The sequence below is a fragment of the Streptomyces sp. NPDC001157 genome, assembly GCF_053598255.1.
In genome coordinates this window covers 115,217-140,206 of the sequence record NZ_JBSFJW010000011.1, presented here as the reverse complement: position 1 = coordinate 140,206, position 24,990 = coordinate 115,217, and the positions used below count along the sequence as shown (strand labels likewise).

Annotated in this window: 23 protein-coding genes and 1 riboswitch; of the genes, 11 read left to right on the top strand and 12 right to left on the bottom strand. The window is 70.0% G+C overall.

What is annotated here, in order from left to right; genetic code table 11:
* The first annotated feature begins 267 nt into the window (after positions 1-267).
* Together ACWDAG_RS21435 and ACWDAG_RS21430 are read left to right on the top strand one after the other, a co-directional pair.
* The gene (locus ACWDAG_RS21435) at positions 268-2,196 is read left to right on the top strand and encodes a 2-oxoacid:acceptor oxidoreductase subunit alpha (RefSeq protein ID WP_450697178.1); all 1,929 of its coding nucleotides are present in this window, start codon (positions 268-270) and stop codon (positions 2,194-2,196) included.
* Positions 2,189-3,268 carry a 2-oxoacid:ferredoxin oxidoreductase subunit beta gene (locus tag ACWDAG_RS21430; protein WP_450697177.1) on the top strand — a complete coding sequence of 360 codons (1,080 nt, stop codon included), beginning with the start codon at positions 2,189-2,191 and terminating at the stop codon, positions 3,266-3,268. The genes ACWDAG_RS21435 and ACWDAG_RS21430 overlap by 8 nt, the downstream gene beginning before the upstream one ends.
* Positions 3,269-3,331: 63 nt before the next feature.
* On the opposite strand, the gene ACWDAG_RS21425 is transcribed toward ACWDAG_RS21430, so the two are convergent.
* The 3 genes from ACWDAG_RS21425 to ACWDAG_RS21415 form a co-directional block, all read right to left on the bottom strand.
* Positions 3,332-3,589 (bottom strand): hypothetical protein, encoded by a 258-nt coding sequence (locus ACWDAG_RS21425; protein ID WP_450697176.1) that lies wholly within the window; start codon positions 3,587-3,589, stop codon positions 3,332-3,334.
* 144 nt (positions 3,590-3,733) lie between these two features.
* Complete coding sequence (locus ACWDAG_RS21420) at positions 3,734-4,303, bottom strand: DUF6082 family protein (protein WP_450697175.1); 570 nt, start codon at positions 4,301-4,303, stop codon at positions 3,734-3,736.
* 237 nt (positions 4,304-4,540) lie between these two features.
* On the bottom strand, positions 4,541-4,951 hold the full coding sequence (locus ACWDAG_RS21415) for a winged helix-turn-helix transcriptional regulator (RefSeq protein WP_450697174.1): 411 nt from the start codon (positions 4,949-4,951) through the stop codon (positions 4,541-4,543).
* A 94-nt stretch (positions 4,952-5,045) separates the two neighbouring features.
* Here ACWDAG_RS21415 and ACWDAG_RS21410 point away from each other — a divergent pair, with 94 nt between their 5' ends.
* From ACWDAG_RS21410 to ACWDAG_RS21395, 4 genes are all read left to right on the top strand, one after another.
* Positions 5,046-5,900, top strand: a complete 855-nt coding sequence (locus ACWDAG_RS21410) for an SDR family oxidoreductase (RefSeq protein WP_450697173.1) — start codon at positions 5,046-5,048, stop codon at positions 5,898-5,900.
* Between the two features lie 182 nt (positions 5,901-6,082).
* Complete coding sequence (gene rarD / locus ACWDAG_RS21405; RefSeq protein WP_450697172.1) at positions 6,083-7,033, top strand: EamA family transporter RarD; 951 nt, start codon at positions 6,083-6,085, stop codon at positions 7,031-7,033.
* Between the two features lie 169 nt (positions 7,034-7,202).
* Positions 7,203-7,673: a VOC family protein gene (locus ACWDAG_RS21400; RefSeq protein WP_450697171.1), complete on the top strand. Its 471-nt coding sequence runs from the start codon at positions 7,203-7,205 to the stop codon at positions 7,671-7,673.
* Between the two features lie 137 nt (positions 7,674-7,810).
* Positions 7,811-8,755 carry a M28 family metallopeptidase gene (locus ACWDAG_RS21395; RefSeq protein WP_450697170.1) on the top strand — a complete coding sequence of 315 codons (945 nt, stop codon included), beginning with the start codon at positions 7,811-7,813 and terminating at the stop codon, positions 8,753-8,755.
* Between the two features lie 13 nt (positions 8,756-8,768).
* Here the strand turns inward: ACWDAG_RS21395 and ACWDAG_RS21390 are convergent, their stop codons facing one another.
* Positions 8,769-9,974 (bottom strand): tetratricopeptide repeat protein, encoded by a 1,206-nt coding sequence (locus ACWDAG_RS21390; RefSeq protein WP_450697169.1) that lies wholly within the window; start codon positions 9,972-9,974, stop codon positions 8,769-8,771.
* Positions 9,975-10,224: 250 nt separating this feature from the next.
* On the opposite strand from ACWDAG_RS21390, the gene ACWDAG_RS21385 reads away from it, so the two are divergent.
* Complete coding sequence (locus tag ACWDAG_RS21385) at positions 10,225-10,734, top strand: DUF6668 family protein (protein ID WP_450697168.1); 510 nt, start codon at positions 10,225-10,227, stop codon at positions 10,732-10,734.
* Here the strand turns inward: ACWDAG_RS21385 and ACWDAG_RS21380 are convergent.
* The 5 genes from ACWDAG_RS21380 to ACWDAG_RS21360 form a co-directional block, all read right to left on the bottom strand.
* Complete coding sequence (locus ACWDAG_RS21380) at positions 10,724-11,602, bottom strand: ABC transporter permease (RefSeq protein ID WP_450697167.1); 879 nt, start codon at positions 11,600-11,602, stop codon at positions 10,724-10,726. The two genes, ACWDAG_RS21385 and ACWDAG_RS21380, sit on opposite strands and share 11 nt — an antisense overlap.
* Positions 11,589-12,566: an ABC transporter ATP-binding protein gene (locus ACWDAG_RS21375; protein WP_450697166.1), complete on the bottom strand. Its 978-nt coding sequence runs from the start codon at positions 12,564-12,566 to the stop codon at positions 11,589-11,591. The genes ACWDAG_RS21380 and ACWDAG_RS21375 overlap by 14 nt, the downstream gene beginning before the upstream one ends.
* Before the next feature lie 84 nt (positions 12,567-12,650).
* A complete protein-coding gene (locus ACWDAG_RS21370; protein WP_450697165.1) occupies positions 12,651-13,898 on the bottom strand; it encodes a LolA family protein in 1,248 nt (415 codons plus the stop codon).
* 254 nt (positions 13,899-14,152) lie between these two features.
* Positions 14,153-15,100 carry a CHRD domain-containing protein gene (locus ACWDAG_RS21365; protein WP_450697164.1) on the bottom strand — a complete coding sequence of 316 codons (948 nt, stop codon included), beginning with the start codon at positions 15,098-15,100 and terminating at the stop codon, positions 14,153-14,155.
* A gap of 158 nt (positions 15,101-15,258) precedes the next feature.
* Positions 15,259-16,269, bottom strand: coding sequence for a polyprenyl synthetase family protein (locus tag ACWDAG_RS21360; RefSeq protein ID WP_450697163.1), 1,011 nt, complete (start codon positions 16,267-16,269; stop codon positions 15,259-15,261).
* A gap of 766 nt (positions 16,270-17,035) precedes the next feature.
* Positions 17,036-17,208, top strand: a riboswitch (cyclic di-AMP (ydaO/yuaA leader).
* 4 nt (positions 17,209-17,212) lie between these two features.
* Between ACWDAG_RS21360 and ACWDAG_RS21355 the strand changes: the two genes are divergently transcribed.
* Complete coding sequence (locus ACWDAG_RS21355; RefSeq protein WP_450697162.1) at positions 17,213-17,695, top strand: transglycosylase SLT domain-containing protein; 483 nt, start codon at positions 17,213-17,215, stop codon at positions 17,693-17,695.
* A gap of 125 nt (positions 17,696-17,820) precedes the next feature.
* Here ACWDAG_RS21355 and ACWDAG_RS21350 read toward each other — a convergent pair whose 3' ends face one another.
* The 3 genes from ACWDAG_RS21350 to ACWDAG_RS21340 form a co-directional block, all read right to left on the bottom strand.
* Positions 17,821-18,678, bottom strand: a complete 858-nt coding sequence (locus ACWDAG_RS21350; protein ID WP_450697161.1) for an HAD family hydrolase — start codon at positions 18,676-18,678, stop codon at positions 17,821-17,823.
* Between the two features lie 133 nt (positions 18,679-18,811).
* Entirely contained in the window at positions 18,812-20,014 is a 1,203-nt protein-coding gene (locus ACWDAG_RS21345) for an NAD(P)-binding domain-containing protein (RefSeq protein ID WP_450697160.1), read from the bottom strand.
* Positions 20,015-20,090: 76 nt separating this feature from the next.
* Positions 20,091-21,350: a carboxylate--amine ligase gene (locus tag ACWDAG_RS21340; protein WP_450697159.1), complete on the bottom strand. Its 1,260-nt coding sequence runs from the start codon at positions 21,348-21,350 to the stop codon at positions 20,091-20,093.
* 242 nt (positions 21,351-21,592) lie between these two features.
* Here ACWDAG_RS21340 and fahA point away from each other — a divergent pair, with 242 nt between their 5' ends.
* From fahA to ACWDAG_RS21325, 3 genes are all read left to right on the top strand, one after another.
* Positions 21,593-22,822, top strand: coding sequence for a fumarylacetoacetase (gene fahA, locus ACWDAG_RS21335; RefSeq protein WP_450697158.1), 1,230 nt, complete (start codon positions 21,593-21,595; stop codon positions 22,820-22,822).
* 211 nt (positions 22,823-23,033) lie between these two features.
* Positions 23,034-23,975 (top strand): M56 family metallopeptidase, encoded by a 942-nt coding sequence (locus ACWDAG_RS21330; RefSeq protein WP_450697157.1) that lies wholly within the window; start codon positions 23,034-23,036, stop codon positions 23,973-23,975.
* Positions 23,976-24,178: 203 nt separating this feature from the next.
* Positions 24,179-24,967, top strand: coding sequence for a GntR family transcriptional regulator (locus ACWDAG_RS21325; RefSeq protein ID WP_450697156.1), 789 nt, complete (start codon positions 24,179-24,181; stop codon positions 24,965-24,967).
* Positions 24,968-24,990: the final 23 nt, after the last annotated feature.

Here is a 24,990-nt window from a genome sequence, read left to right as displayed (position 1 = left end):
TCGCGCGCTCAGTCGTCGACCCGTTGCCGGTCCATTGTCAGTCCAGCGTCCGTCCACCCCAAGAACCGAACGAATCGCACGAAGCGTCTTCAAAGGGAACGCCGGGGGGCGAGAAATCATGACAAGTCAGGGCGCCACACCGTCTCAAAACCGTGTCCATGATGCGAATGGCCACGGGAAGGCGACCCTAACCGACGTAGGGTTGATTTTGGGAAGGCCTACGGGAAGGCCGGTCCCAGACAGCCGCCTCGAGGGAGGTCCAGTTCAGTGACCAGCCAGGTCAGCAGGACAGCGGAGCAGGCAGACGGAGCCGTCGTCGGAGAGCAGCGGGGGCCGGGCGGAACAAAGGACGTACGCAGGCTGGACCGGGTGATCATCCGGTTCGCGGGGGACTCCGGTGACGGTATGCAGCTCACCGGTGACCGCTTCACCTCCGAGACCGCGTCCTTCGGGAACGATCTGTCCACTCTTCCGAACTTCCCCGCCGAGATCCGGGCTCCTGCCGGGACCCTGCCGGGTGTGTCGTCCTTCCAGCTGCACTTCGCCGACCACGACATCCTCACCCCGGGTGACGCGCCCAATGTGCTGGTCGCCATGAACCCCGCCGCGCTCAAGGCCAACATCGCCGATCTGCCGCGCGGCGCGGAGATCATCGTCAACACGGACGAGTTCACCAAACGGGCGATGCAGAAGGTCGGGTACGCCGCCTCTCCGCTGGAGGACGGTTCGCTCGACGGGTACAGCCTCCACGAGGTCCCGCTGACCACCCTCACGGTCGAGGCGCTCAAGGACTTCGACCTCAGCCGCAAGGAGGCCGAGCGCAGCAAGAACATGTTCGCGCTGGGGCTGCTGAGCTGGATGTATCACCGGCCCACCGAGGGGACCGAGAAGTTCCTGCGGACCAAGTTCGCGAAGAAGCCCGAGATCGCCGAGGCGAACCTCACCGCGTTCCGCGCGGGCTGGAACTTCGGCGAGACGACCGAGGACTTCGCGGTCTCCTACGAGATCGCCCCGGCCACGACCGCCTTCCCGACCGGCACCTACCGCAACATCTCCGGGAACCTGGCCCTCGCCTACGGCCTGATCGCCGCCTCGCGCCAGGCCGACCTGCCGCTGTTCCTGGGCTCGTACCCCATCACTCCGGCCTCGGACATCCTGCACGAGCTGAGCAAGCACAAGAATTTCGGCGTACGGACCTTCCAGGCCGAGGACGAGATCGCCGGCATCGGCGCGGCACTGGGCGCGGCCTTCGGCGGCTCGCTGGGGGTGACGACGACCTCCGGCCCGGGTGTGGCGCTCAAGAGCGAGACCATCGGACTCGCCGTCTCCCTGGAGCTGCCGCTGCTCGTCATCGACATCCAGCGCGGCGGGCCGTCCACCGGTCTGCCGACCAAGACCGAGCAGGCCGATCTGCTGCAGGCCATGTTCGGGCGCAACGGTGAGGCCCCGGTCCCGGTGATCGCCCCCAGAACCCCGGCCGACTGCTTCGACGCGGCCATGGAGGCGGCGCGCATCGCGCTGACGTACCGCACCCCGGTGATGCTGCTCTCCGACGGCTATCTGGCCAACGGCTCGGAGCCCTGGCGCATCCCGGAACTGGACGAACTCCCGGACCTGACCGTGCAGTTCGCGCAGGGACCGAACCACACCCTGGAGGACGGCACCGAGGTCTTCTGGCCGTACAAGCGCGACCCGCAGACCCTCGCCCGCCCCTGGGCCATCCCCGGCACCCCCGGCCTCGAACACCGCATCGGCGGCATCGAGAAGGAGGACGGGACCGGGAACATCTCGTACGCCCCCGCCAACCACGACTTCATGGTCCGCACCCGCCAGGCCAAGATCGACGGCATCGACGTGCCGAAACTGGAGGTCGACGACCCGCACGAGGCGCGCACGCTGGTGCTCGGCTGGGGTTCGACGTACGGACCGATCACGGCGGCGGTACGGCGGCTGCGCACGGCCGGGGAGTCCATCGCGCAGGCCCATCTGCGCCACCTCAACCCCTTCCCGAGGAATCTCGGCACGGTGTTGAAGCGTTACGACAAAGTGGTGATTCCCGAGATGAACCTCGGTCAGCTCGCCACGCTGATCCGGGCGAAGTACCTGGTCGACGCCCACTCGTACAACCAGGTGAACGGCATGCCGTTCAAGGCTGAGCAGCTCGCCACGGCTCTCAAGGAGGCCATCGATGGCTGAGACGTCCACGGAAGGCACGGGCACGATCGAGGCGCTCTCGCTCGTCCCCAAGGCCGAGGCCCGCCAGTCCATGAAGGACTTCAAGTCCGACCAGGAAGTGCGCTGGTGCCCCGGCTGCGGTGACTACGCGATCCTGGCGGCCGTCCAGGGCTTCATGCCGGAGCTGGGCCTCGCCAAGGAGAACATCGTCTTCGTCTCGGGCATCGGCTGCTCGTCCCGCTTCCCGTACTACATGAACACGTACGGCATGCACTCGATCCACGGCCGGGCGCCCGCCATCGCGACCGGGCTCGCCGCCAGCCGGCGGGATCTGTCCGTGTGGGTGGTCACCGGTGACGGCGACGCCCTGTCCATCGGCGGCAACCACCTCATCCACGCGCTGCGCCGCAATGTGAACCTGAAGATCCTGCTGTTCAACAACCGGATCTACGGCCTGACCAAGGGCCAGTACTCGCCGACCTCCGAGGTCGGCAAGATCACCAAGTCGACGCCGATGGGCTCGCTGGACGCGCCCTTCAACCCGGTGTCGCTGGCGATCGGCGCGGAGGCCTCCTTCGTCGCCCGCACCATCGACTCCGACCGCAAGCATCTGACCGAGGTGCTGCGCCAGGCGGCCGCCCACCCGGGCACCGCACTGATCGAGATCTACCAGAACTGCAACATCTTCAACGACGGCGCCTTCGAGGCACTGAAAGACAAGCAGCAGGCCGAGGAGGCGGTGATCCGGCTCGAACACGGGCAGCCGATCCGCTTCGGCAGCAACCTGTCCAAGGGCGTCGTCCGGGATGCGGTCACCGGTGACCTGAAGGTGGTCGACGTGACCGCGGACAACGAGTCCCGGATTCTGGTCCACGACGCCCACGCCGAGTCGCCGACCACCGCCTTCGCACTGTCCCGGCTGGCCGACCCGGACACCCTGCACAACACCCCGATCGGTGTGCTGCGGTCCGTGGACCGGCCGGTGTACGACACCCAGATGGCCGACCAGCTGGACACGGCGATCGAGCAGAACGGCAAGGGCGACCTGGCCACGCTGCTGGCGGGCGGGGACACCTGGACGGTCGTCGGCTGACCGATCCGTACCTACGGAGGGCCCGGATGCGACGGTGCGGCATCCGGGCCCTCCCCTGCGGTGTCACACGTCGGGGATGTCCTTCTTGGCACGGATGAGGGTCTCGCGGGTGATGACGACGATGCGTTCGTAGTCGGCGCGGGCGGCGTCCGGGGGGAGATGGGGGTCGAGGGCAGTGGTGGCTTCGGTGCCGATGACCGCGAAACTTCCGTCAGTCAACTCAAAGATGTCGGGGCAGGTTTCCTGAGTCACGCTCCCTCTCTTGCGAGGGGGGTCGCCGAGGCGGCGGGATATCTGTACGGCCGAGAACGCGTCGTGCACCTGAGTCGTCCCCTCCGGGGCCTGCGGCCCCGCACAACGGGGTGGCGACAGCAGTCGCCGCCCCACCCCTGGCTCACCGTGACGCCATATGCATGACCCGGACGATCGGCCGAGAAACAGTGGTTCTGGGGTTCGCACTGGCGCTCAGGCGTGCGCCGGAGGCTCGGGGACGGCGCCTCCTACCACCCACCATTCGTCGGGGTCGTCGGCCAGCTCCTCCATCATGACGTCCACGGCCACGCCGATCCGCGCCTCCGCCGAGTCCGCCGGCAGACTCAGCCGGTGCTCACCGGTGCGGTCCCAGTACTCGGCGAAGACGGCGTTGCGGCACAACACCCTGAGATGGCCGAGAAGTTGGTCCCAGTCGAAGACGCCGACCCGGTAGGCCAGCACCAGTGAGGCGTACTGACGGTTGGCGTACATCAGCTGGCGGCGCCGGCCCTGGGAGATCCCCTCGAGCGTGCTCGACGCGTCGGCCAGCGCCGTGTCGTCCGTGGCCCGGTCCAGTTGGTCGCCGTTGAGGCGGTAGTACTGGATGAGGTTCGCGCGACGGATCTCCTCAGTGAGGAGCGCGAGCTGTTTCAGCAGCTCGGCCAGCAGTTCCTCCTGGCGTCGGCGCCGCGTGCCCCATGCGAAGGACACCCCCGTCAGCCCCAGTCCCGCCGCTACTGCAGAACCGATACTTCGTGCGGCCGCGTTCCGCCGTAAAGCCATCTCGAGGAATCCCCCTGGATCGGGTGGCCGTGTACCGGCGGGCGATGCACGGACCGGCGCACGCAGGGCATGACATCTCGCCTCCAGCGTGCCCGGTGCCGCCAGGCGGTGCGGAAGGCGGAGAGGGGGCGCATGGAAGGACGTACCGCTCCTGCCCGTCCGCACCCTGACACTCGTGTGCCCGGTGAGCGCCCGCCGCATGCGTCCGGCGGCCGCCGACGGACGCGTCGGCCCTGCTCAGCGCTGCCGCTTCGCCGCGTCGTACACGTCTCGCGCCTGCTGTACGGCGTCCATCCGCTGCTCGGTCCACAACGCCAGGGCCCGCACCTGCTGCGCCGCCTCGCGCCCCAGGTCGGTGAGGGAGTAGTCGACCCTCGGCGGGATCACCGGCTTGGCGTCGCGATGCACGAGTCCGTCGCGCTCCAGGGTCTGCAAGGTCTGGGTGAGCATCTTCTCGCTGACGCGACCGATGGCCCTGCGCAGTTCGCTGAAGCGGTAGGGGCGCTCCAGGAGTTCGATCAGGACGAGGACGCCCCAGCGGCTGGTCAGGTGTTCCAGGACGAGGCGGTAGGGGCACATCGCCTCGCCGGTGTCGTACTTGGCGACGGGGCCCGGCTCGACGGCGGGTTCCGGGGTACTTACTGCCATGCAAGTACCTTACTTCAAAGTGGGTACTTTCCAATAGTTAGCGCACCTCCTAGGGTTAGTGACACATCCGCACCCCACAAGGAGATCGCAGATCATGAGCATCGTCGTCACCGGTTCCACCGGACACCTCGGCCGCCATGTCGTGGAGCAGCTGCTGGAGAAGGTCCCGGCAGAGCAGATCACCGCCGTCGTACGCGACGAGGCGAAGGGCGCCGACTACGCCGCGCGCGGTGTGAAGCTGGCGGTCGCCGACTACAACGCGCCCGAGACCTTCGACAGCCTCTTCTCGGCCGGTGACAAGGTGCTGCTCATCTCCGGCAACGAGTTCGACAAGGGCCGAGTCGGCCAGCACAAGGTGGTCATCGAGGCCGCGAAGGCCGCCGGTGTCGCGCTGCTCGCCTACACCAGCGGCCCCGGCAGCCTGACGGCCGCACTCGTCGACGACCACCGCGGCACCGAGGAGGCGCTTCTCGCCTCCGGCGTCCCGTTCACGCTGCTGCGCAACGGCTGGTACCACGAGAACTACACCGAGAACCTGGCCCCCGTGCTGGAGCACAACGCCGTCGTCGCCGCCGCCGGTGAGGGCCGGGTCTCCTCCGCCTCGCGCGCCGACTACGCCGCCGCCGCCGTTGCCGTGCTGACCGGTGAGGGGCATGAGAACAAGACGTACGAGCTGGGCGGCGACGAGGCGTGGAGCTTCGCCGAGTACGCGGCCGAGCTCAGCAAGCAGACCGGCAAGGAGATCACCTACAGCCCCGTCTCCGTCGAGGCCTACACCGGGATCCTGACCGGCGCCGGGCTGCCCGGCCCGCTCGCCGCCGTTTTTGCGGGCGTGGACGCCTCCATCGAGAAGGGCGAGCTCGTCGTCTCCTCCGGCGACCTGTCCCGCCTGGCCGGTCGTCCGACCACCCCGCTCGCCGACGCGATCGCGGTGGCGCTCAAGGGCTGACGCTCCCGGGCGCCCTGGACGACCTGGACAATCAGGCAGCCCGAGGGCCGGACTCCCCTGCCGGCCCCGGGCACTACGCCCCCGCCTGTCATGACCGTATGGCGATACGAGCATGACAGGCGGGGGCGCTCGGCGTTACCTTCTGCCTGGCACGCGTGCGCGACGAGGTGAGGAGGAGACCCGTGACCGGGAAGTCGAGGGGTGAGCGGCGCATAGGACTGCTGAACGGCTTCGCCGCCTACGGGATGTGGGGACTCGTCCCCCTCTTCTGGCCCCTGCTGAAGCCCGCCGGCGCGGTCGAGATCCTCGCCCACCGGATGGCCTGGTCCCTTGTCTTCGTGGGCGCCGCGCTCGTCGTGATGCGGCGCTGGGCCTGGGCGGGCGAGCTGCTGCGGCAGCCGCGCAGGCTGGGGCTCGTCGCGGTCGCCGCGGCCGTCATCACCGTCAACTGGGGCGTGTACATCTGGTCCGTGAACAGCGGGCATGTCGTCGAGGCCTCGCTCGGGTACTTCATCAACCCGCTGGTCACCATCGCCATGGGCGTGCTGATCCTGAAGGAGCGGCTGCGGCCCGTGCAGTGGGTGGCGGTCGGGACCGGCTTCGTCGCGGTGGTCGTGCTCACGGTGGGATACGGGCAGCCTCCGTGGATCTCGCTCACGCTCGCCTTCTCGTTCGCGACGTACGGGCTGGTGAAGAAGAAGGTCGGGCTCGGCGGGATCGAGTCGCTGGCCGCGGAGACCGCGATCCAGTTCCTGCCCGCGGTGGGTTATCTGCTGTGGCTGACCTCGCGGGGCTCGTCGACGTTCGCGACGGAGGGGGCGGGGCACGGGGCGTTGCTCGCCGCGACCGGGGTGGTGACCGCGTTGCCGCTGGTGTGTTTCGGGGCGGCGGCGATTCGGGTGCCGTTGTCGACGCTGGGGTTGCTGCAGTATCTGGCGCCGGTGTTTCAGTTTCTGCTCGGGGTTCTGTACTTCCATGAGGCGATGCCGGTGGAGCGGTGGGCCGGGTTCGCGTTGGTGTGGGTGGCCTTGTCCCTGCTGACCTGGGATGCCTGGCGCGGGGCGCTGCGCTTGCGGAGCGAGGTGGGCGTGCCGAAGGTCGAGGCGGCGCCGTCCGCTGCGGTGGACGTCTGACTGGGGGCTCCGCCCCCAGACCCCCGTGTCGGCCTGAACGGCCTCGTCCTCAAACGCCGGACAGGCTGAGTGTCGTGCCCGACCGCTGTCGCCGGACAGGCCGGGTGTCGCGCCCGTCCGCTGCCGCCGGAAGGGCTGAGTGTCGTACCCGGCCGCTATAAGTGGTCCCATGACACAGACATCCGAAGCCGGCGCCGTTCACTGGAAGCTCGTCATCGACGCGGCCGATCCCCATGCGCAGGCCGACTTCTGGGCCGCCGCGTTGCGGTACGAGGTTGAGGACAACAGTGCGTTCGTGGAGCGGCTGCTGGAGCTCGGGGCACTGCCTGTTGCGGCCACCGTCGAGTTCCACGGGGGCCGTGCCTTCCGGGATCTGATGGCGGTGCGGCATCCGGACGATCCGTACGACAAGGAGCGGGGGACGGGTCTCGGGCGGCGGCAGCTGTTCCAGCGGGTGCCGGAGGCGAAGAGCGTCAAGAACCGGCTGCATCTCGATCTGCATCCCGGCGAGGGGCGGCGGGACGGGGAGGTCGAGCGGCTGGTGGGGCTGGGGGCGAGTGTGCTGCGGCGGGTTAAGGAGCCCGCCGGGGAGTGGGTGGTGATGGCGGACCCGGAGGGGAACGAGTTCTGCGTGCAGTAGGTCACAGCGGGGAGTGCCGCTGGGCCGGATGTTCGGATATGCGAACCTGCTGTCCTGATAACGCTCTTGACGGTCGGTTGGTAAAAGATTCACCATCCGGGGATCCAATTCACTCCAAGGAATTCGGAGCCCCCCACATGAACTTCTCCGTTTCCGGCCGTGCGGTGGCAGCCGTTGGCGTATCGGCTGTCATGCTCCTGACCGGCGGTTCCATAGCCGGTGCGGCGCCCTCACCGGCGGCGGCCACCGCGCCCGACATCTCCGTGGCGAACGTCAAGGCCCACCTCGCCCAGCTGCAGTCCATCGCCACCGCCAACGGCGGCAACCGCGCCCACGGCAGCGCCGGCTACAAGGCCTCCCTCGACTATGTGAAGGGCAAGCTGGACGCGGCCGGATTCACCACCACCGTGCAGCAGTTCACGTCCTCCGGCCGCACCGGCTACAACCTGATCGCCGACTGGCCGGGCGGGAACGCCGACCAGGTCGTCATGGCGGGTTCCCACCTGGACAGCGTCAGCAGAGGGCCCGGCATCAACGACAACGGCTCCGGCTCGGCCGCCATTCTGGAGACCGCCCTCGCCGTGTCACGGGCCGGCTACCACCCCACCAAGCATCTGCGTTTCGCCTGGTGGGGCGCGGAGGAGCTGGGCATCGTCGGCTCCGGCCACTACGTCGACGGCCTCTCCTCGACGAATCGCTCGAAGATCAGCAGCTATCTGAACTTCGACATGATCGGCTCACCGAATCCCGGTTACTTCGTCTACGACGACGACCCGGCGATCGAGAAGACGTTCAAGGACTACTTCACCGGCCTCGGCATCGCCACCGAGCCGGAGACCGAGGGCGACGGCCGCTCCGACCACGCGCCGTTCAAGGACGCGGGGGTCCCGGTGGGCGGGCTGTTCAGCGGCGCCGACTACGTCAAGACGGCGGCGCAGGCGGCCAAGTGGGGCGGTACGTCGGGGAAGGCCTTCGACGCCTGCTACCACCGCTCCTGCGACACGGCGTCCAACATCGACGAGACCGCTCTGGACCACAACAGCGACGCCATCGCCCATGCGGTGTGGGAGCTGTCCGAGTAACCGTCCCAGGTCGTCAACCCGATGTCTGCTGGGCCGACTTGCGGGCGCGTTCCGTGAGCCGGCCCATGCGGGCGCGGGCCGACTCCAGCCGCTCGATGTCCTCGGCCGCCGGGCCCTCCTCGGCCGTCAGCTCGGTCCACAGGCCGATCAGATCACGGCCGAGCTCCAGGCCCTGCTGCGGATCGCGCACGGCACGCCAAGCGGAGGCCGCGCTCTGGACGTTGCCGTAGGCCGCCTCCGCGTCCCCGGCGCGGCGGTGGATCCGGGCGAGGTCGAGCGAGAGCCGGAAGGCTCGGATCGAGTCGCCCGCCAAATAGGCGATGTACGCGGTGAGTTCGCGCAGCCGCAGCACTTCGGAGTGCTCCGGCCCGAGCGCCGCCGACGCCTCCTCGACCGTGGTCCCGGCCAGCCCGGCCGCCGTCTCTATCCGCCCCGCCTTCACGGCCTCATTGATCTGCACCATCGGCTCCGCGAGGAACGCGGGGGCGGTCGGAGGTTCGTCACCGAGGACGGCCTCGGCCACGGCGTCGAAGCCGCGGGCGGGGGTGGGCTTGGGATCGGGGTCGAGGGCCGGGTCCGGGGGGACCGGGAGGAGGAGGCCGGTCGTCGAGCGGTTGGGGGCTGAATCCTTGACGGGTAGGGGTACGGGTGCGTCCTCGGGTTCCGGGTCGCGCTGCGGGACCGCATCCATGGGCGGGGGCGGGCCGAACTCGCCGGTCGGGGCCATCACCGTGCCCGGAGCCCGGTCCTGGGGCGGCTGAGGCAGCGCACGCAGCACGAAGGTCGGAGAAGTCTCCCGCGCGGGTTCCGCGGGCGCCCTGAGAACATGCGTCGGCTTGTCGCCCTGGGGCGGCTGCTCGGACTGTCGCTCCCGGGACCGCGAGGGACTCTCCGCGGCGGGAGCAGTCATCCCCACGGGTTCCCCGGTGAAACTGCTGGCCCCGTCCGTGTCCACCTGAAGGTGTACGACGCAACCGATCCGCTCGTCGTGCACGGTGGCGTGGACGGGGTGACCGGTGGCGAGCGCGATGCGGTGGAGATGGTTGAGGACGGCCTGCTGGATCTCCTCGCCGGCGGCCGAGGTGACCGGCACACCGCCCACCCAGGCGCCCACCGCACCGGCTTCTGGTACGCGAACGTCGATCGGTGCTCCCACGAGGGCCGTCCGGCCCTCGGCGCGCTTCTGTTCCCGCTTCTTCTCGCGGCTGAGTCGAGCCATCGGTTCCCTCACTCGGATGCGTCGGGGAGTCTGCGGACAGCGCGTTCGGGTTCCATGGTGCTCCCTCCCGCCGTCGGGTTTCCGCTCCCCCGGCGTCAAGATCCGTTCGTGCACGTACTGTTGAGTCTCGCCGGTCGCTGCCGGTCCTCCGGTCACCATGGCGTCACAGACTCGTCCCAGGAGCCCGCCCCCGTCGCGTGGCCGGCCTGTGCTGTGAGCACCGGTGGGTGTACGAAGAGGGAAGGCGGGCATGCGGACGGACGTGCAGCAGGGACCGGAGATCTGGATCCGCGGCCCGGTCACCGTACCGGAGCCGGGACCGCAGCAGCCCGCCCCGTCCGCCGCCACCGCCCGGCGCTACTCCTGGGTGGGCACGCACGGCGGCGCGGGCGTGTCCACACTCGCCGCCGTCTACGGCGGTCACGACTGCGGCCGTGGCTGGCCCGGCCCCGAGGACCCGCCGTCCGTCCTGCTCGTCGCCCGTACGCATGCGTCGGGGCTGGCGGCCGCCCTGCGCACCCTGGAGGTCTTCCGGCTCGGTCAGGCTCCGCCGGGGCTCGACCTCGACGCCGTGGTGCTCGTCGCGGACGCGCCGGGGCGGCTGCCGCGGCCCCTCGACCGGCAGGTGCGGCTGATCGAGTCGCTCATCGACGTGTACCGCGTGCCCTGGGTGTCCGACTGGCGCCTCGGCGACCTCGGCGGGAGGCCGCCGCGCGAGACGGAGGCACTGGCCCGCCTCACCGGGTCGGCTAGGCGGTGATGTCCTTGGCCGTGAACCGCGCCCACGCCGCCGAGCCGAAGACGGCCGCGTACAGGGCCTGGATCTCGAGGTTCTTCACCAGGTCGTCCCAGTAGACGGGGTCGCGCATCAGGTCGGCGAAGGACAGCCAGTAGTGGGAGAAGAAGTACGGCTGTATCGCGTGGAGCTGGGGTATCTGGTCGAGGATCTGAACGGTGATCAGCAGTCCGACGGTCGTCGCCATCGCTGCGATGCCGCTGCCGGTCAGGGTGGAGACGAACAGACCGAGCGCCGCGACGCCGATGAGGGAGACGGCGACGACCAGGGCGATCAGCACGGCTCTGCCCAGGCCCTCGCTGAAGCTGATCTGGGTGCCGGAGATGGTCGTCAGATCGCCGAGCGGGAAGAGTATCGCCCCGACGATGAGCGCCGAGACGGCCACCACCAGGGTGGCGACCAGGCAGAAGGCCATCACGGTCGCGTACTTGGTGAGCAGGAGGCGGGTGCGGCCGGCGGGCGCGACCAGCAGGTAGCGGAGGGTGCCCGAGTTCGCCTCGCCGGCGATGGCGTCGCCCGCGATGACGCCGATCGCCATCGGCAGGAAGAACGGGAGCGTCGCGGCCAGCGCGGTGAACACCAGGAACAGGCCGTTGTTGGTGATCTGCGAGATGAACGCGGGGCCGCCGCCGCGACCGGGGCCGCCGTCCGAACCGCCGCTGGTCTCGATCTTGACTGCGATGCCGACCAGGATCGGGACGGCCGCGAGTACGGCGAGGAGGGCGAGGGTGCGCCAGCGGCGGAAGGTGGTGAGCAGTTCGTTGCGCAGGAGCCCGAAGGTCCAGAGCATCCGTGGACCGCGGAGACCGCCGACCGCTTCAGCCTGCGACATCGAATCCCTCCCCCGTGAGTGCCACGAACGCGTCCTCCAGGGAGGCCCGTTCCACGCCGAAGCCGCGGACGCGGACGCCGGCCGTGACCAGCGCGGCGTTCACCTCGGCGAGGTCGCGGTCCGGGGGCTCGGCGCTCACCCGGTCCTCGGCGACCACGACGTCGGCGGCGCCCTGCTCCTTGAGAACCCGGGCCGCGTCCCCGGGGTCGGGCGTCGTGACGACCAGCCGGCCGCGCACTCCCGCGGCCAGGTCGGCCACGGCGCCCTGGGTGATCAGGCGGCCCTGTGCCATCACCGCGGCATGGGTGCAGACCTGCTCGATCTCGTCGAGGAGGTGGGAGGAGAGGAAGACCGTCGTACCGTCGGAGGCCAGCTCTCTGACCAGCGAACGGATTTCGCGCATCCCCTGCGGGTCGAGCCCGTTGGTCGGCTCGTCCAGCACAAGCAGTCTGCGGGGCTGGAGCAGCGCCGCCGCGAGGCCGAGCCGCTGCTTCATGCCCAGCGAATACGCCTTCGCCTTCTTGCCGGCCGCCGCGGTCAGGCCCACCCGGTCCAGCGCGGCGGCGACGCGGGTACGGCGGGTGCGGGGATCGGCGGTCGGGTCGGCGGCGTCGTAACGCAGCAGGTTGTCACGGCCGGAGAGGAAGCCGTACAGGGCGGGGCCCTCGATGAGGGCGCCGACGTGCGGGAGCACGGTGCGCGAGGCCCGCGGCATGGGCCGCCCGAGCACACGCGCTGTACCCGATGTGGGCTCGATCAGGCCCATCAGCATCCGGATGGTGGTGGTCTTGCCCGAGCCGTTCGGACCGAGGAAGCCGAAGACGCTGCCCGCCGGGACGGTCAGGTCCAGGCCGTCGACGGCGAGTTGTCCGCCGCGGTAGCGCTTGGTGAGCCCATGGGTGGCGATGACGCTGTCACCCGGCGGCTCGCTCTGCTCCGGCTCCGTGGTGGACTCCTCGTCCATCGGCTCCCTCGATTCGTGCTGGTACGACCTCACGCGGCGACTACGTACAGTGACTACGTACGGGCGCCGCGCAAGGTTCCCGGGCTAGCCCGCGTTCGCCGCCCTGACCAATGCGTCCTTGGTCACCGCGCCGACGTAGACCTTGCCGTTGTCGGTGATCAGGGCGTTGATCAGGCGGGTCTTGAAGACCGTGCCCGAGCCGAACTTGCCGGAGACCTTGTCGCCGAGCGAGTCGAGGAACCCGCCGAACTGTCCGCCGACCTCGGAGCCGGACGGCATGCCCTTCCCGCCGGTGTCGAAGGTGGCGATGGAGCTCCAGCCCTTGCCCAGGACGTTCAGCCCGTCGAGGCCCTTGGAGAGGTCCTGGTCGGACTTGCCGGGCTTGCCGTGGGGCTCGCCGGCCTTGTGGTCGCCCTTCAGGCCGCCTTCGAAGTGGCCGTTCGCGTGGTCGCTCTGCTTGTCCTCGGTGACCTTCGCGCCCTTGGGCGGGGTGAAGGCGAAGGTCGACGCGCTCGGCTTGGCGAAGCTGACCTGGGTGAAGCCGGCGTCGATCACGGCGGCGCCGCCGCTCGCCGGGGTCAGGGTGAACTTCAGCGGCAGCCCGGTCTTCGAGTCCACGGCCACGGTGATCTGACCCACCGTCGAACCGGACTGCTTCGGCTTGATGACCAGCCGGTACGCGTCACGGCCCGCGACCTGGGCAGTCCCCTCGACGGTCACCGAGGTGGTGTCGTCGACCGACTTCAGGGCGTCCTTGGTGAGGCCCTCGGGTGTGGCGGGGACGTCTTCCTTCGGCTGCTTGCCCGCGCCGGCGGGGGCGGTCGAGTGGTAGACCTCGTTCGACTGGCTGTCGTAGCCCCAGAGGTCCTTGCCGTTGTGGATGATGCTGTATTCGGCCGCGTGCTCCAGCAGTGACAGCTTCTGCCTGTCCTGGCCGTCGGCCGCGACCCGCAGGGTGTGCGTGCCGGTGGCGAGCTCCGTGAGCTTGGAGGTCGGGTCGGCGGACGAGCCGTCGCCCGACTTCGCGGCGCCGGACGTCAGGCTGCTTTCGAGACCGCCGAGGTCCGGCAGCCCCAGATCCGTGGTGATCTTCACCGTGCCGGACATCTGCTGTACGTCCGACTTGGCGATCTTGTCGATGAGTTGCTGCGCGCTGATCTTCGGCAGGTCGGGGTCGCCGGAGTCGGCGAGCGCCGGGACGAGCCCGATGGTCGCCGCCGCCACCCCCACCACCGCGACCGGGACCACGTACCGCGCGGCCTTGCGCCGACCTGCGCGCAGGTCGTCGGCCTCCCCGGCGGTCGTGCTGTCGTCGGATTCGTACGGTGCCATGTGTGCGCTACCTCCGTCGTCGGCGGCGGCTTGTCCAACTCGCGTGCTTCTGTTGTCCACCCCGAGCCGCCATTCTCACCCGAATCGGTGAGGAGTGGTGATTTCCGTGGTTTCCATCTCACCAAATCGGCCAGGAGGAAGCGTCAGCCCCGGGGGCCAACTCCGTGTACACCTGGGGTATGACGCGAGAGGGCGACACCTCCCCCGACCCGTAGGGGTCGTATGAGGGAGACGCCGCCCGAGGTGAGCTCCCGTCAGTTCTGCACGAAGACGTAATCCGCCCGGTACGGGACGCCGACGATCGCGCCGGGCGTGCAGGAGCCGGCCGGGGCCACTCCGCCCACGGTGTTGAGCCGCAGGATCTCGGCGGTGTTCGCGAGCAGACCGTGGCGCTTGCCGGCCTGGGTGGCCTTGAGGTCGAGCTCGGGTATGTTGCCGTCCCCGTTCGGCGTCTTGGACAGGACGGCCCCGGTCACCGCGCTTCCGTCCGGCGCGACCCACTGCGGCGTACCGGAGTTGGGCGCGACGAAGGAGTGCCGGATGCCGCCGCCGAGCAGGGCCGCGACGTCCCGCTGGGCGAAGGCGTAGCCGCCGCCGGCGGCCGGCTTGCACTCGTAGATCTGCTTGCCCTTGATCACGGACGCCTGGAAGTTGTGCAGGGCGTCACGGAAGTCGAAGGCGGCGACGGTGACCTGGTGGAGCTGGCCGCGGACGGCCCCGCCGGGGAACTCGGTGGTGTGCAGGTTGGCGTAGAACGAACCGGGGTCGGACTTGAGAGCGGCGAGCAGGCCCGCGTCCTTGACCTCGACCGTGCCGGTGACGCTGTGCCGCTTGCTGTTCTTCAGCAGGTCGGTGAAGTCGACCTTGACGCCGCCGTTGGTGCCCTTGGCGCCCTGGTGGATGTGGAGCATGGTCGGCTTGCCGGTGCCGCGCCAGGTCACGGCGACGGACACCTTGTCGTCCTGCACCTTGATGAACTCCAGAGCGGCGCCGTCCTTGTCGCCGACGGCCGGACCGCCCGCCACGGGAACCTCATTGGCCCCCCGCAGACCGGCGGCCAGAAGGGTCCCCCCGGTGCCGCCGGACACGGTCCCTCCGGTGGCGTGGGCCGGAATCACCGCGGCGGCGATCCCCCCGGCGGCGGCCACCGCGACAGCGGTGACCACCAGGCTCTTACGGCGCTTCGAGAACGTCGCGTACATGCCCATGATGCTGTTTTCTCTCCGTAGACCGGCCGACACCCCCTGCGTCGGCCTTCTGCGTATCACTACGGAGGCGATCTCATTCTGGACTCAGTCCAGATCTGTGACGTGTATCACACACGTGAAGCGGTGGGTCGAGCGGAGGGTCGAGCGGCAGCTCAACCGGCCCGATGCACCACCGCGTCGCACATCTCCATCAGCGCGAGCTTCGCATCGCACTCCGGCAGCGGAGCCAGCGCCGCTCGCGCGTCCTCCGCGTACCGCACCGTGTCCCTGCGCGCCTGCTCCAGCGCGGGGTGCGTCCGCAGTCCGGCGAGCGCCTCGGCGTGCCGCGCGTCGTCGCTGAGGTCGGAGTCCAGCAGCTCGCACAGGGCGATGTCCTCGGCGAGCCCCAGCCGCGCCGCCCGCTCCCGCAGCCGTAGCACCGGAAGCGTGGGGACTCCCTCGCGGAGGTCGGTCCCCGGCGTCTTGCCGGACTCGCGCGATTCGGAGGCGATGTCCAGTACGTCGTCGGCCAGCTGGAAGGCCACCCCCAGCCGCTCCCCGTACTGCGTCAGCACGTCCACGACCGTCTCGTCGGCGCCCGACATCATCGCCCCGAAGCGGCACGACACGGCCACCAGCGAACCCGTCTTGCCGCCGAGCACGTCCAGGTAGTGGTCGACCGGGTCCCGTCCGTCCTGCGGCCCCGCCGTCTCCAGGATCTGCCCGGTGACCAGCCGCTCGAACGCCTCGGCCTGCACCCGGACCGCCTCGGGCCCGAGGTCGGCGAGGATGTGCGAGGCGCGGGCGAACAGGAAGTCGCCGGTGAGGACCGCCACCGAGTTGCCCCAGCGGGTGTTGGCGCTGTCGACGCCGCGCCGCACGGCGGCCTCGTCCATCACGTCGTCGTGGTACAGCGTCGCCAGATGGGTCAGCTCCACCACCACGGCCGACGGCACGACCCCCGGCGCATACGGATCACCGAACTGGGCGGCGAGCATCACGAGCAGCGGGCGGAACCGCTTCCCGCCCGCCCGCACCAGGTGCTGGGCGGCCTCCGTGATGAAGGGCACCTCACTCTTGGTGGCTTCGAGCAAACCTTCCTCGACGGCCGCCAATCCGGCCTGGACATCGGCTTCCAGAGCCTGGTCCCGCACGCTCAGCCCGAACGGCCCGACGACGGTCACGAGGGGTCTCCTGTCTGCTGGTGTCTACTGGCGGTTACACGGTTTGTCGATAGGTCGCTGACATCACTCAAGTCAGCGTATCCGGTCACCTTTCGATCACCGATGCCGCCCACCCGTGCAGCCCGGGCGGTATCGGATCACGACCGGTATGTTTTTGATCAACCGATAAGAACGGATATCTCTCGACTTGTCTATCGGGGTGTCGGCCGACGCGCCTCTCGGCGAGCCCCCCGGCGCGCCCCCCGGTACGCCCGTCGGCGTGTCCCTCGGATGCCCGCCCCGGCACCCCCCGCCCCCGCGACCGGAGCCGCCGCGACGCCCGCGCACGTCCGTACGAGCCGGCACGCCCGAACGCCCTCCCCCCACGAAACGACTCACGAGGACCTCCGGATCCCAGCACGGGGTGCTCGACGGGCGACCGTCATGACAACGACGTGCACCACATGACAGGTTCCGCTTTCGCCCCCCAATGAGGCGATGGACGGCTGATTGACTATGAGTTGAGGCCATTGCCCTATTTGCCGTTCTTGCGGATGCCGGTGACTTGACTCACACCGCAGTGCGGGCCGGGGACGGTCAGCCTCTCGCCGCCTCCCCTTTCCCGTACGCCAGTTGAGGCTTGGCAACCGCAAAGGATCAAGTGCCCCATAAGCCTCAGACCAAGGTCAATAGGCCTGATCTGTGAAGTCGGCACTTGTTCCCGCCGTGTGCTCTCGCATACGTTCCCGGCCAGTCGGGTGGACGCCGAATCCTGCCGCCGCCCGGGCACGACCATCGACCAACTCACTCGCACGGCAGGAGCGGGGGAACCAGGTAGGCCGCCGGAACGGGCATCCCCCGGGCCGGCTAGGGGTGAAGCCGCGTTGCCGTACGGCTGCGCGGCCGGGCATCTCCCCGCCCGAACCCGACAGCTCACCTCGCAGGCGACGGAGAGGATCCCGCCATGTCTGCAACAGGTCAGCACCGCCGCCCCAGAAACAACCGCCTCGCCCGCAAGCTCGCCGTCACCGGTACGGGCGCCGCCGTTCTCGCCCTCCCGCTCATCGGGGCGAACACCGCGTCCGCGGCCACCCCGACCGTGGCCAGCGTGAAGTCGATGGGCTACGCCGACAACCTCGACGGCTGGATCCGGGGCGCCCTCCAGGTCATGAAGCAGAACGGCATCCCCGGGACGTACAACGGCATTTACCGCAACATCATCCGCGAGTCCTCGGGCGACCCGGCCGCGATCAACAACTGGGACTCGAACGCGGTCGCCGGCACCCCGTCCAAGGGCCTGCTGCAGGTCATCGACCCGACGTTCCTCGCCTACCACGTGCCCGGCACGGCGATGAACCCCTTCGACCCGATCGCGAACATCACGGCCGCCTGCAAGTACGCGGCCGCGCGGTACGGGTCGATCGACAACGTGTTCGGTGCGTACTGAGCCCTCCGTGGGAGTGCCGCTATTGGCCGTTCGTTGGCTGCGGCGCCTTCGTGGCTGGTCGCGCCGTTCCCCGCGCCCCTAAAAGGGGCGCGCTGCCGGACCGTAGCGGACTTCGCTGAGGCCGCTCAGAGCTCCTCCAGCTCCCCGAGCTCATGGAGCTCATCGAGTTCCCCGAACTCGAAGAACAGTCGCTCGAGGACGACGGCGATGCCGTCGTCCTCGTTCGAGAGGGTGATCTCGTCGGCCACCGCCTTGAGTTCGGGGTGGGCGTTTGCCATGGCGACGCCGTGGGCGGCCCAGTCGAACATCGGGATGTCGTTGGGCATGTCGCCGAAGGCGATCGTCTGCTGCGGACCGAGTCCCAGGTGGGCGGCGGCCAGTGCGAGGCCCGTCGCCTTGGTGATGCCGCATGGCTGGAGTTCGACGGTCCCCGGCCCCGACATGGTGACGGTGGCCAGGGAACCCACCACCGAGCGCGCCGTCGCCGCCAACTCGTCGTCGGACAGGTCGGGATGGCGCAGCAGCACCTTGCTGATGGGTTCGCACCACAGGTCGTCGCGCCGGTCGACCCGGACGGCCGGCAGCGTCGGATGCGGCATCAGATAGCCGGGTTCGATGAGCGTGAGTCCCTCCACACCGTCCTGGTCGACCGCCGCGTACACCTGGCCCACCTCCGCCTCGATCTTGCCGAGGGCGGTCTCAGCCAGCTCCCGGTCCAGGGTGACGGACCACAGCAGACGGTCCGCGCCCACGTCGTACACCTGCGCGCCCTGCCCGCACACCGCGAGCCCCCCGCTGCCCAGTTGGTCGAAGAGCGGCCGCACCCTGGGGGCCGGCCGGCCCGTCACGACCAGGTGCCGGGCGCCGGCCCCGGCCACCCGCGCGAGCGCGGCGAGTGACCGGTCGGAGAGCGTGTCGTCGCCTCGGAGCAGCGTGCCGTCCAGGTCGGTGGCGATGAGTGCATATGCGTTGTGCGTGGCCATGATCAGAGAATACGGACAGGACGCCCCACCGACTCATCGCGAACCGGACGACGGCGGAGCGCACTCCCGTCCCTTCTTCAACTCCCCTATCCTTATGGGCTCTTCACCACCGGACCGAGCCCGCCGGCCGGGCCTACCCGTGCGCTGCCGCCAGGTGTCCGGCCAGCCTCGGAGAGGCGAACTCGGTGCCGCACACGAAGCGCATCACCGGGCCGTACGATGCCGCGGCCGGCAGGCCGGTGAAGTACAGGCCGGGGACCGAGGAGACGTATCCCGCACCCAGTTTGGGTGTGCCGCGGCTCACCGCGAGGCGCGTGCGCAGTTCGTGGCCGAGGAAGTCCATGGCCGCGATGTCCACCCGGTATCCGGTGGCCGCGATGACATGGTCCGCGGACATGTCCTGGATGCGGCCCGCGTGGGTGCGGACCGTCAGCTTCGGGCTGCCGTCGGCCGCGTCCGCCCGCACGATCCGGTCGACCTCGCTGACCTGCACCTTCCCCTCGAATCGGTCCCGCAGCCACCACGCGCCGAGCGGGCCGAGGACGCGACGCACCAGGTAGTGGCGGGCCTCGGCCGGCAGGTAGCGGTAGGGGTGCGGGTAGTAGCTGAGGGCCCACAGGGACCAGGCGCGGCCGAAGGGCGACTCGGGCCGCAGCTTCGGCTGCTTCCACGGCGGTGCGCCGAAGGCGACCCGGCCGCGGCCGCGGGAGACCACCCGCACCTGTGCGCCCGCCTCCGCCGCCAGCGCCGCCGTCTCCAGCGCGGACTGGCCGGCGCCGATCACGATCAGCTCCTTGCCGGCGTAGCGCGTGAGGTCGTGCTGCTGGGAGCTGTGGGAGACCGGGCCCGTGGGGGTGGGTCCGTCCGCCGCGGCAATGGCCAGTTCGGTCGGCAGGTGCGCGAGGCCGGACAGGCCGGTCGCCACGACGACCGCGCGGGCGGTGAACAACTCGCCGGAGTCCAGCTTCAGTTCGAAGCCGCCGCCCTTGTGCCGGTCCACCGATACCACTCGCACCTGCTCCAGTTCGGGCACGAGCTTCTGCTGGAACCACTCGCCGTAGGCGATGAAAGTCTCGACGGGGATGATGTCCTCGTCCGTCACCAGCCGCCTGATGCCGGCGGCGTCGCAGTAGTCGGCGAGCGTGTGACCCTGCTGCGGCGCGTCCAGGCTGGAGGCGGCGGGGGTCGACTTGAGGAGCATTCCGGCGGGCATGTGGTCGCGCCAGCTGACCATGGGCTCGCCGAAGACGCGGACCGGCAGTCCACGTGCTCGGAGATGGGCGGCGGTCGACAGGCCGAAGGGCCCGGCGCCGATGACTGCAACCGGTTGAATCACGAAGTCCCTCCCCAGGACGTTTACTTCGTCACTTCGTGTGGTTCGTCTCGGGCGGCTGACCGGTCGGCTGACCGCCCTAACTGGTGGTGCTGCCGCGGCGGTTGGTCCGCCACAGCTGATACAGATGCTTCGCGCCCGGCCGCACGAAACGCGCGAGCATCGTGAGGAACGGCAGCGGGTCGTCACCCGCGAGCCACGCCAGTTCCGTCCCGCTCGCGCGCGCCGGTGCGTGCGGCGTCGTATAGCCGCTGCGGCGGTAGGCGAGCAGGGCGGGCAGGTCGATGTTCTCCACGATGTACCGGTGGCCGGCGCGCTGTTCCCCCTCCGGGACGGTGCGGCCGGTCAGGTCCAGATGCATGGCGCGGACGACGTCCACCCCCGACTCGTTCTCGAAGAGCCGGAACTGGGCGCCCATGCGTGGGTTGAAGTCGAGGAGTTTGTACTGTCCGTCGCGCCGGTCGAAGCGCAGGTCGAGGTCGATGACGCCGGTGAAGCCGATCTGTTTGATGAAACGCGCGGCGATGTCCGCGAGTTCCGGGTTGTCGACGACGTACGCGTTCGCCGTCATCCCGGCGTGCGGCGGCCAGGAGCGCACCTTCACGCCGGTGAACATGGCGAGCGGGGTCGAGTCCTGGTCGAAGTAGGCGTGCACGATCCAGTCCTCGGCGTCCTCCCTCGGCAGGTACTCCTGGAGGATCACCCCGGGGCACTCGCCCCAGTCTCGGGCGAGGCGGAGCAAACCCTCGGGGGTGGAGATCCGCGTGGTGCCGTTCACCGCCGGCCGTTTGCGCCGTACGAACGCCTCGCGGTTCTTCGCCACCACCGGGAAGCGGGCCTTCTCGGCGAACGTGACGATGTCGTCGTACGACTGCGGGAAGGCGGCCGTAGGGCTCGGGATGCCGTGTTCCACGCACAGTTCGTGCAGACCCTGCTTGCTCGCGAGACGGCGGGGCAGGAGGGGCTCGACCCGCGGGAACAGGAAGCGGCCGGCGAGTTCGTCCTGGTGCTCGGCGATCAGGACGGCGGCCTCCTCGTCGGTGGGGACGAGGACGGTGGGGCGGCCGATGCGGCGCCCGATGCGCAGCAGGCCCTCCACCAGACGGGCGGGCTCCTCCGTGCCGGTGGTCGGCCAGACGAAGGCTTTTCTCAGGTAACGGGAGGAGGCGGCGGGCGTGTAACGGTCCTCGGTTATCGCATACATCGGCACACCGAGGCGGCCCAGGCTGCGTATCGCACCGACACCGCCGTGGTGCAGCGGGTAGTCGCCGAACTTGACGATCAGGCCGGGCACTTCACGATCGGCCGTGAAAGGCACACTGCTGGTGCTGCTGGCCACGGGTCCCCCCACGCGTCCCCCCTACGGACCGGACCCACCCCGTCCGTGTCCCCCAAAGGACGCTAAGCCGGAATTGCCACGTCCGACAAGCCCAATTCGGACATTGCAAACTCTTTAGACACTGCCCAGGACTGGCAACCCGGCCGTAACGTGTGGCGCGGCCACACAGCGGCCATATAACGGTTCGCGCAGGTGGCACACGACAGACGGTCCGCGACACAGTGAGAGCGAGGCAGCACCCCATGCCCCCCTTCGATGTCCCCGAGGGCGACCCCTTCGGTCCGCACAACCTTCCGTACGGCGTCTTCACCCCTGCCGGCTCGACGGAGCGGACCGTCGGCGTCCGGCTCGGCGACCATGTCCTCGACGCGGGCGCGGCGGCGCGGGCCCTCAGCTCGCCGTACGCCTCCCTGCTCGCGCAGCCCTCGCTGAACCCGCTGCTCGCCGCGGGCCGCACCACCTGGTCGGACGTGCGGCGCGCGCTGACGGCGTGGGTGACGGTGCCGGCGCACCAGGAGGCGGTCGGGGCCTTCCTGCATCCGCTGGCGTCGGTGACGCTCCACCTTCCCTTCGAGGTCGCGGACTACGTCGACTTCTACGCCTCGGAGAACCACGCCCGGAATGTCGGCCAGATCTTCCGCCCGGACGCCGCCGACTCGCTGACGCCGAACTGGAAGCACCTCCCGATCGGTTACCACGGGCGGTCCGGCACGGTCGTGGTGTCGGGCACGGACGTCGTACGGCCGTCCGGGCAGCGCAAGGCCCCCGCCGATGCGGCGCCCGTCTTCGGGCCGTCCGTGCGCCTCGACATCGAGGCCGAGGTCGGTTTCGTGGTGGGTGTGCCCTCGCAGCAGGGGCGGCCGGTGGCGCTCGGCGACTTCCGGGATCACGTCTTCGGGCTGTGCCTGCTCAACGACTGGTCCGCGCGTGACATCCAGGCCTGGGAGTACGTGCCCCTCGGCCCGTTCCTCGGCAAGTCCTTCGCGACGTCGGTGTCGGCGTGGATCACCCCGCTGGACGCACTGGAGGACGCGCGGGTGGCACCGCCGGAGCGGACCCATGCGCTGCTGCCGTATCTGGACGACTCAGCCGACTCAGGCCACGAGCCCGGCGGGTACGACCTGCGGATCTCCGTCGCGATCAACGGCTCCGTCGTCTCCGAGCCGCCGTTCTCCACCATGTACTGGACGGCCGCACAGCAGCTGGCCCATATGACGGTGAACGGCGCCTCCCTGCGGACCGGCGACCTGTACGGATCGGGCACGGTCAGCGGTCCTGAGCCCGCCCAGCGCGGGTCGCTGCTCGAACTGACCTGGAACGGGCGGGATCCGCTGGAACTTCCCGAGGGCAAGCGGACGTTCCTGGAGGACGGGGACGTGGTGACGTTGTCGGCGTGGGCGCCCGGACCGGGTGGAACCCGCGTGGGCCTCGGCGAGGTGAGCGGCCGGATCGTGGCAAGCCCGGTGGAGTGAGCGGAAGTTGCGGGGCGTGACGGCGGCTGTACGGGTCGTGCGGGTGGTCGTACGAGCCGTGCGAGATGTACGAGGTGTGTCGTACGGGATGGCCGTCGTCCCCTGACTCCGGCGCCGTTCGCCGTCATACTGGCGGCGGGCGTCTTGTGCGCCGAGCCGCACCACCCCACCGCCCCGCCCCTTCCTCCGACCAGGATCCGGAGACCGTGGCATGACCGTCTGTCTGCTCCTGCTGAGCATCGTCGCCGTGATGGCCGCCGTGCCGGTTCCGCGTGCGCTGGTGCGGTCGGCGTGGCCCGAGCGGGAGCCCGTGGTCGCGCTGTGGGTGTGGCAGTGCCTGGTCGCCACCGTCCTGCTGTGCTGTCTGACGGCGCTCGTGCTGGGCGCGGCCGCCGTCTTCCACACCTTCCGCGACCATGTCTTCGCGCCGGCGCCGCCGGCCGTGACCGCCGCCTACGACCTGACCGCCGCGCCCGCCTGGTCCGCGGCCCTCACCCTGCTGCTGGCCTGCGGCGCCGCCTGGACGACGGCGATGCTCGCCCGTGAACTCGTCGAGGCGCGCCGCCGCCGCGGACAGACCCGGGCGCACCTGCGCGAACGCGCCCCCGAGCTGCCCGCCGGACTGGAGGGCGCGGCGCGCGGCCCGCTACTGGTGCTGGAGGACGAGTACCCGGACGCCTGGTGGATGCCCGGCCACCCGCCCCAGCTGGTCGTCACGACGGGCGCGCTGCACCGTCTCACCGACCACCAGCTCGACGCCGTCCTGACCCATGAGCGCGACCACGCCCGCGCCCACCACGACTGGCTGCTGCACCTGTCGAGCGCGCTGGCCACCGGCTTTCCCCGCATCCCGCTGTTCGCGCACTTCTGCGAGCAGACCCACCGGCTGGTGGAGCTGGCCGCTGACGACACGGCGTCCCGCCGCTGCGGGCATCTGACCACCGCGCTCGCCCTGATCGAGCTGAACCAGCACCGCGGCGTCCTGTCCTGCGCCTCCAGCCACCGCCTCCTCGGCGAACGCGTGGACCGCCTCCTCGAACCGCCGCCGCGGCTGGGGCGCCGGCACCGCGCGCTGACGACGACGGTGGCGGCGCTGGTGCCGTTGCTGCCGCTGCTGATCGCGTTCGCGCCGGGGTTGACGGCGCTGGGGTGACCCTGTCCTGGGGGCTGCCGCCCGCAGACCCCCGCTTCGCCCTGGACGGCCTCGTCCTCAAACGCCCCACGGGCTGGTACGTCGTGGCAGATCTTGCTTGAGAGTGAACGTACTCCCAGGTCAGCGGCCTCACTGACGCCCTGGCAAGTGGCGCAACACTGCTGCAACACTGCATTCCCGACCAGCTCGCTATGGTTCGAAGCATGCCTCCCGCCGACCGCATCCGAGACCACGCCGGACAGGGCGCGACCACCGTCGCCGCCCACCGTGCGCGGCGTCGGCTGCGCGCCGATCAGGCCAGGCAGCTCGCCGACCTGCTCCGCCACCAGCTCCTGGCCGGCGGCTTCCCGGACGGCGCACTCCCCCACGAGACGACCCTCGCCACGGAGTACCGCGCCACCCGCAACACCGTCCGCCAGGCTCTGGACCTGCTCAGGGCCGAAGGCCTCGTGGAACGGCTCCCCGGTGTGGGCACCGTGGTCGTCGCCGAGAAGTACCCGCACGGCCTCGACCGTCTGATGGGTCTCGCGGAGACCCTCCACGAGCACGGCCGCGTCACCAACGAGGTCCGCACCATGGGCCCCGCCCCCGCACCCGCCCCGGTCGCCGAACGCCTCCGCGTCCCCGCCGGCGACGACGTCCTCTACATCGAACGCCTGCGCCGGCTGAACGGCCTCCCCCTCTCCCTCGACCTCACCTACATCCCGCTCGACATCGGCACCGCACTGCTCGGCGCCGACCTGGAGAACACCGACGTCTTCCGCCTCCTGGAGACGATCACCGGCCGGCGTCTCGGGCACGCCGAGATCACCCTGGAGGCGGTCAACGCGGACGCCCACGCCGCGGCCGTACTCGAAGCCCCGCGCGGCGGGGCCGTCCTCATGCTGGAACGGCTCACCCACCTCGCCGACGGCCGCCCGGTCGACCTGGAGTTCATCCGCTTCCGCGGCGACCGCATCACCATGAGCGGTCTGCTGCACCGCTCCCTCTGACCTCTCCCCGCCCCCTTTCAGAC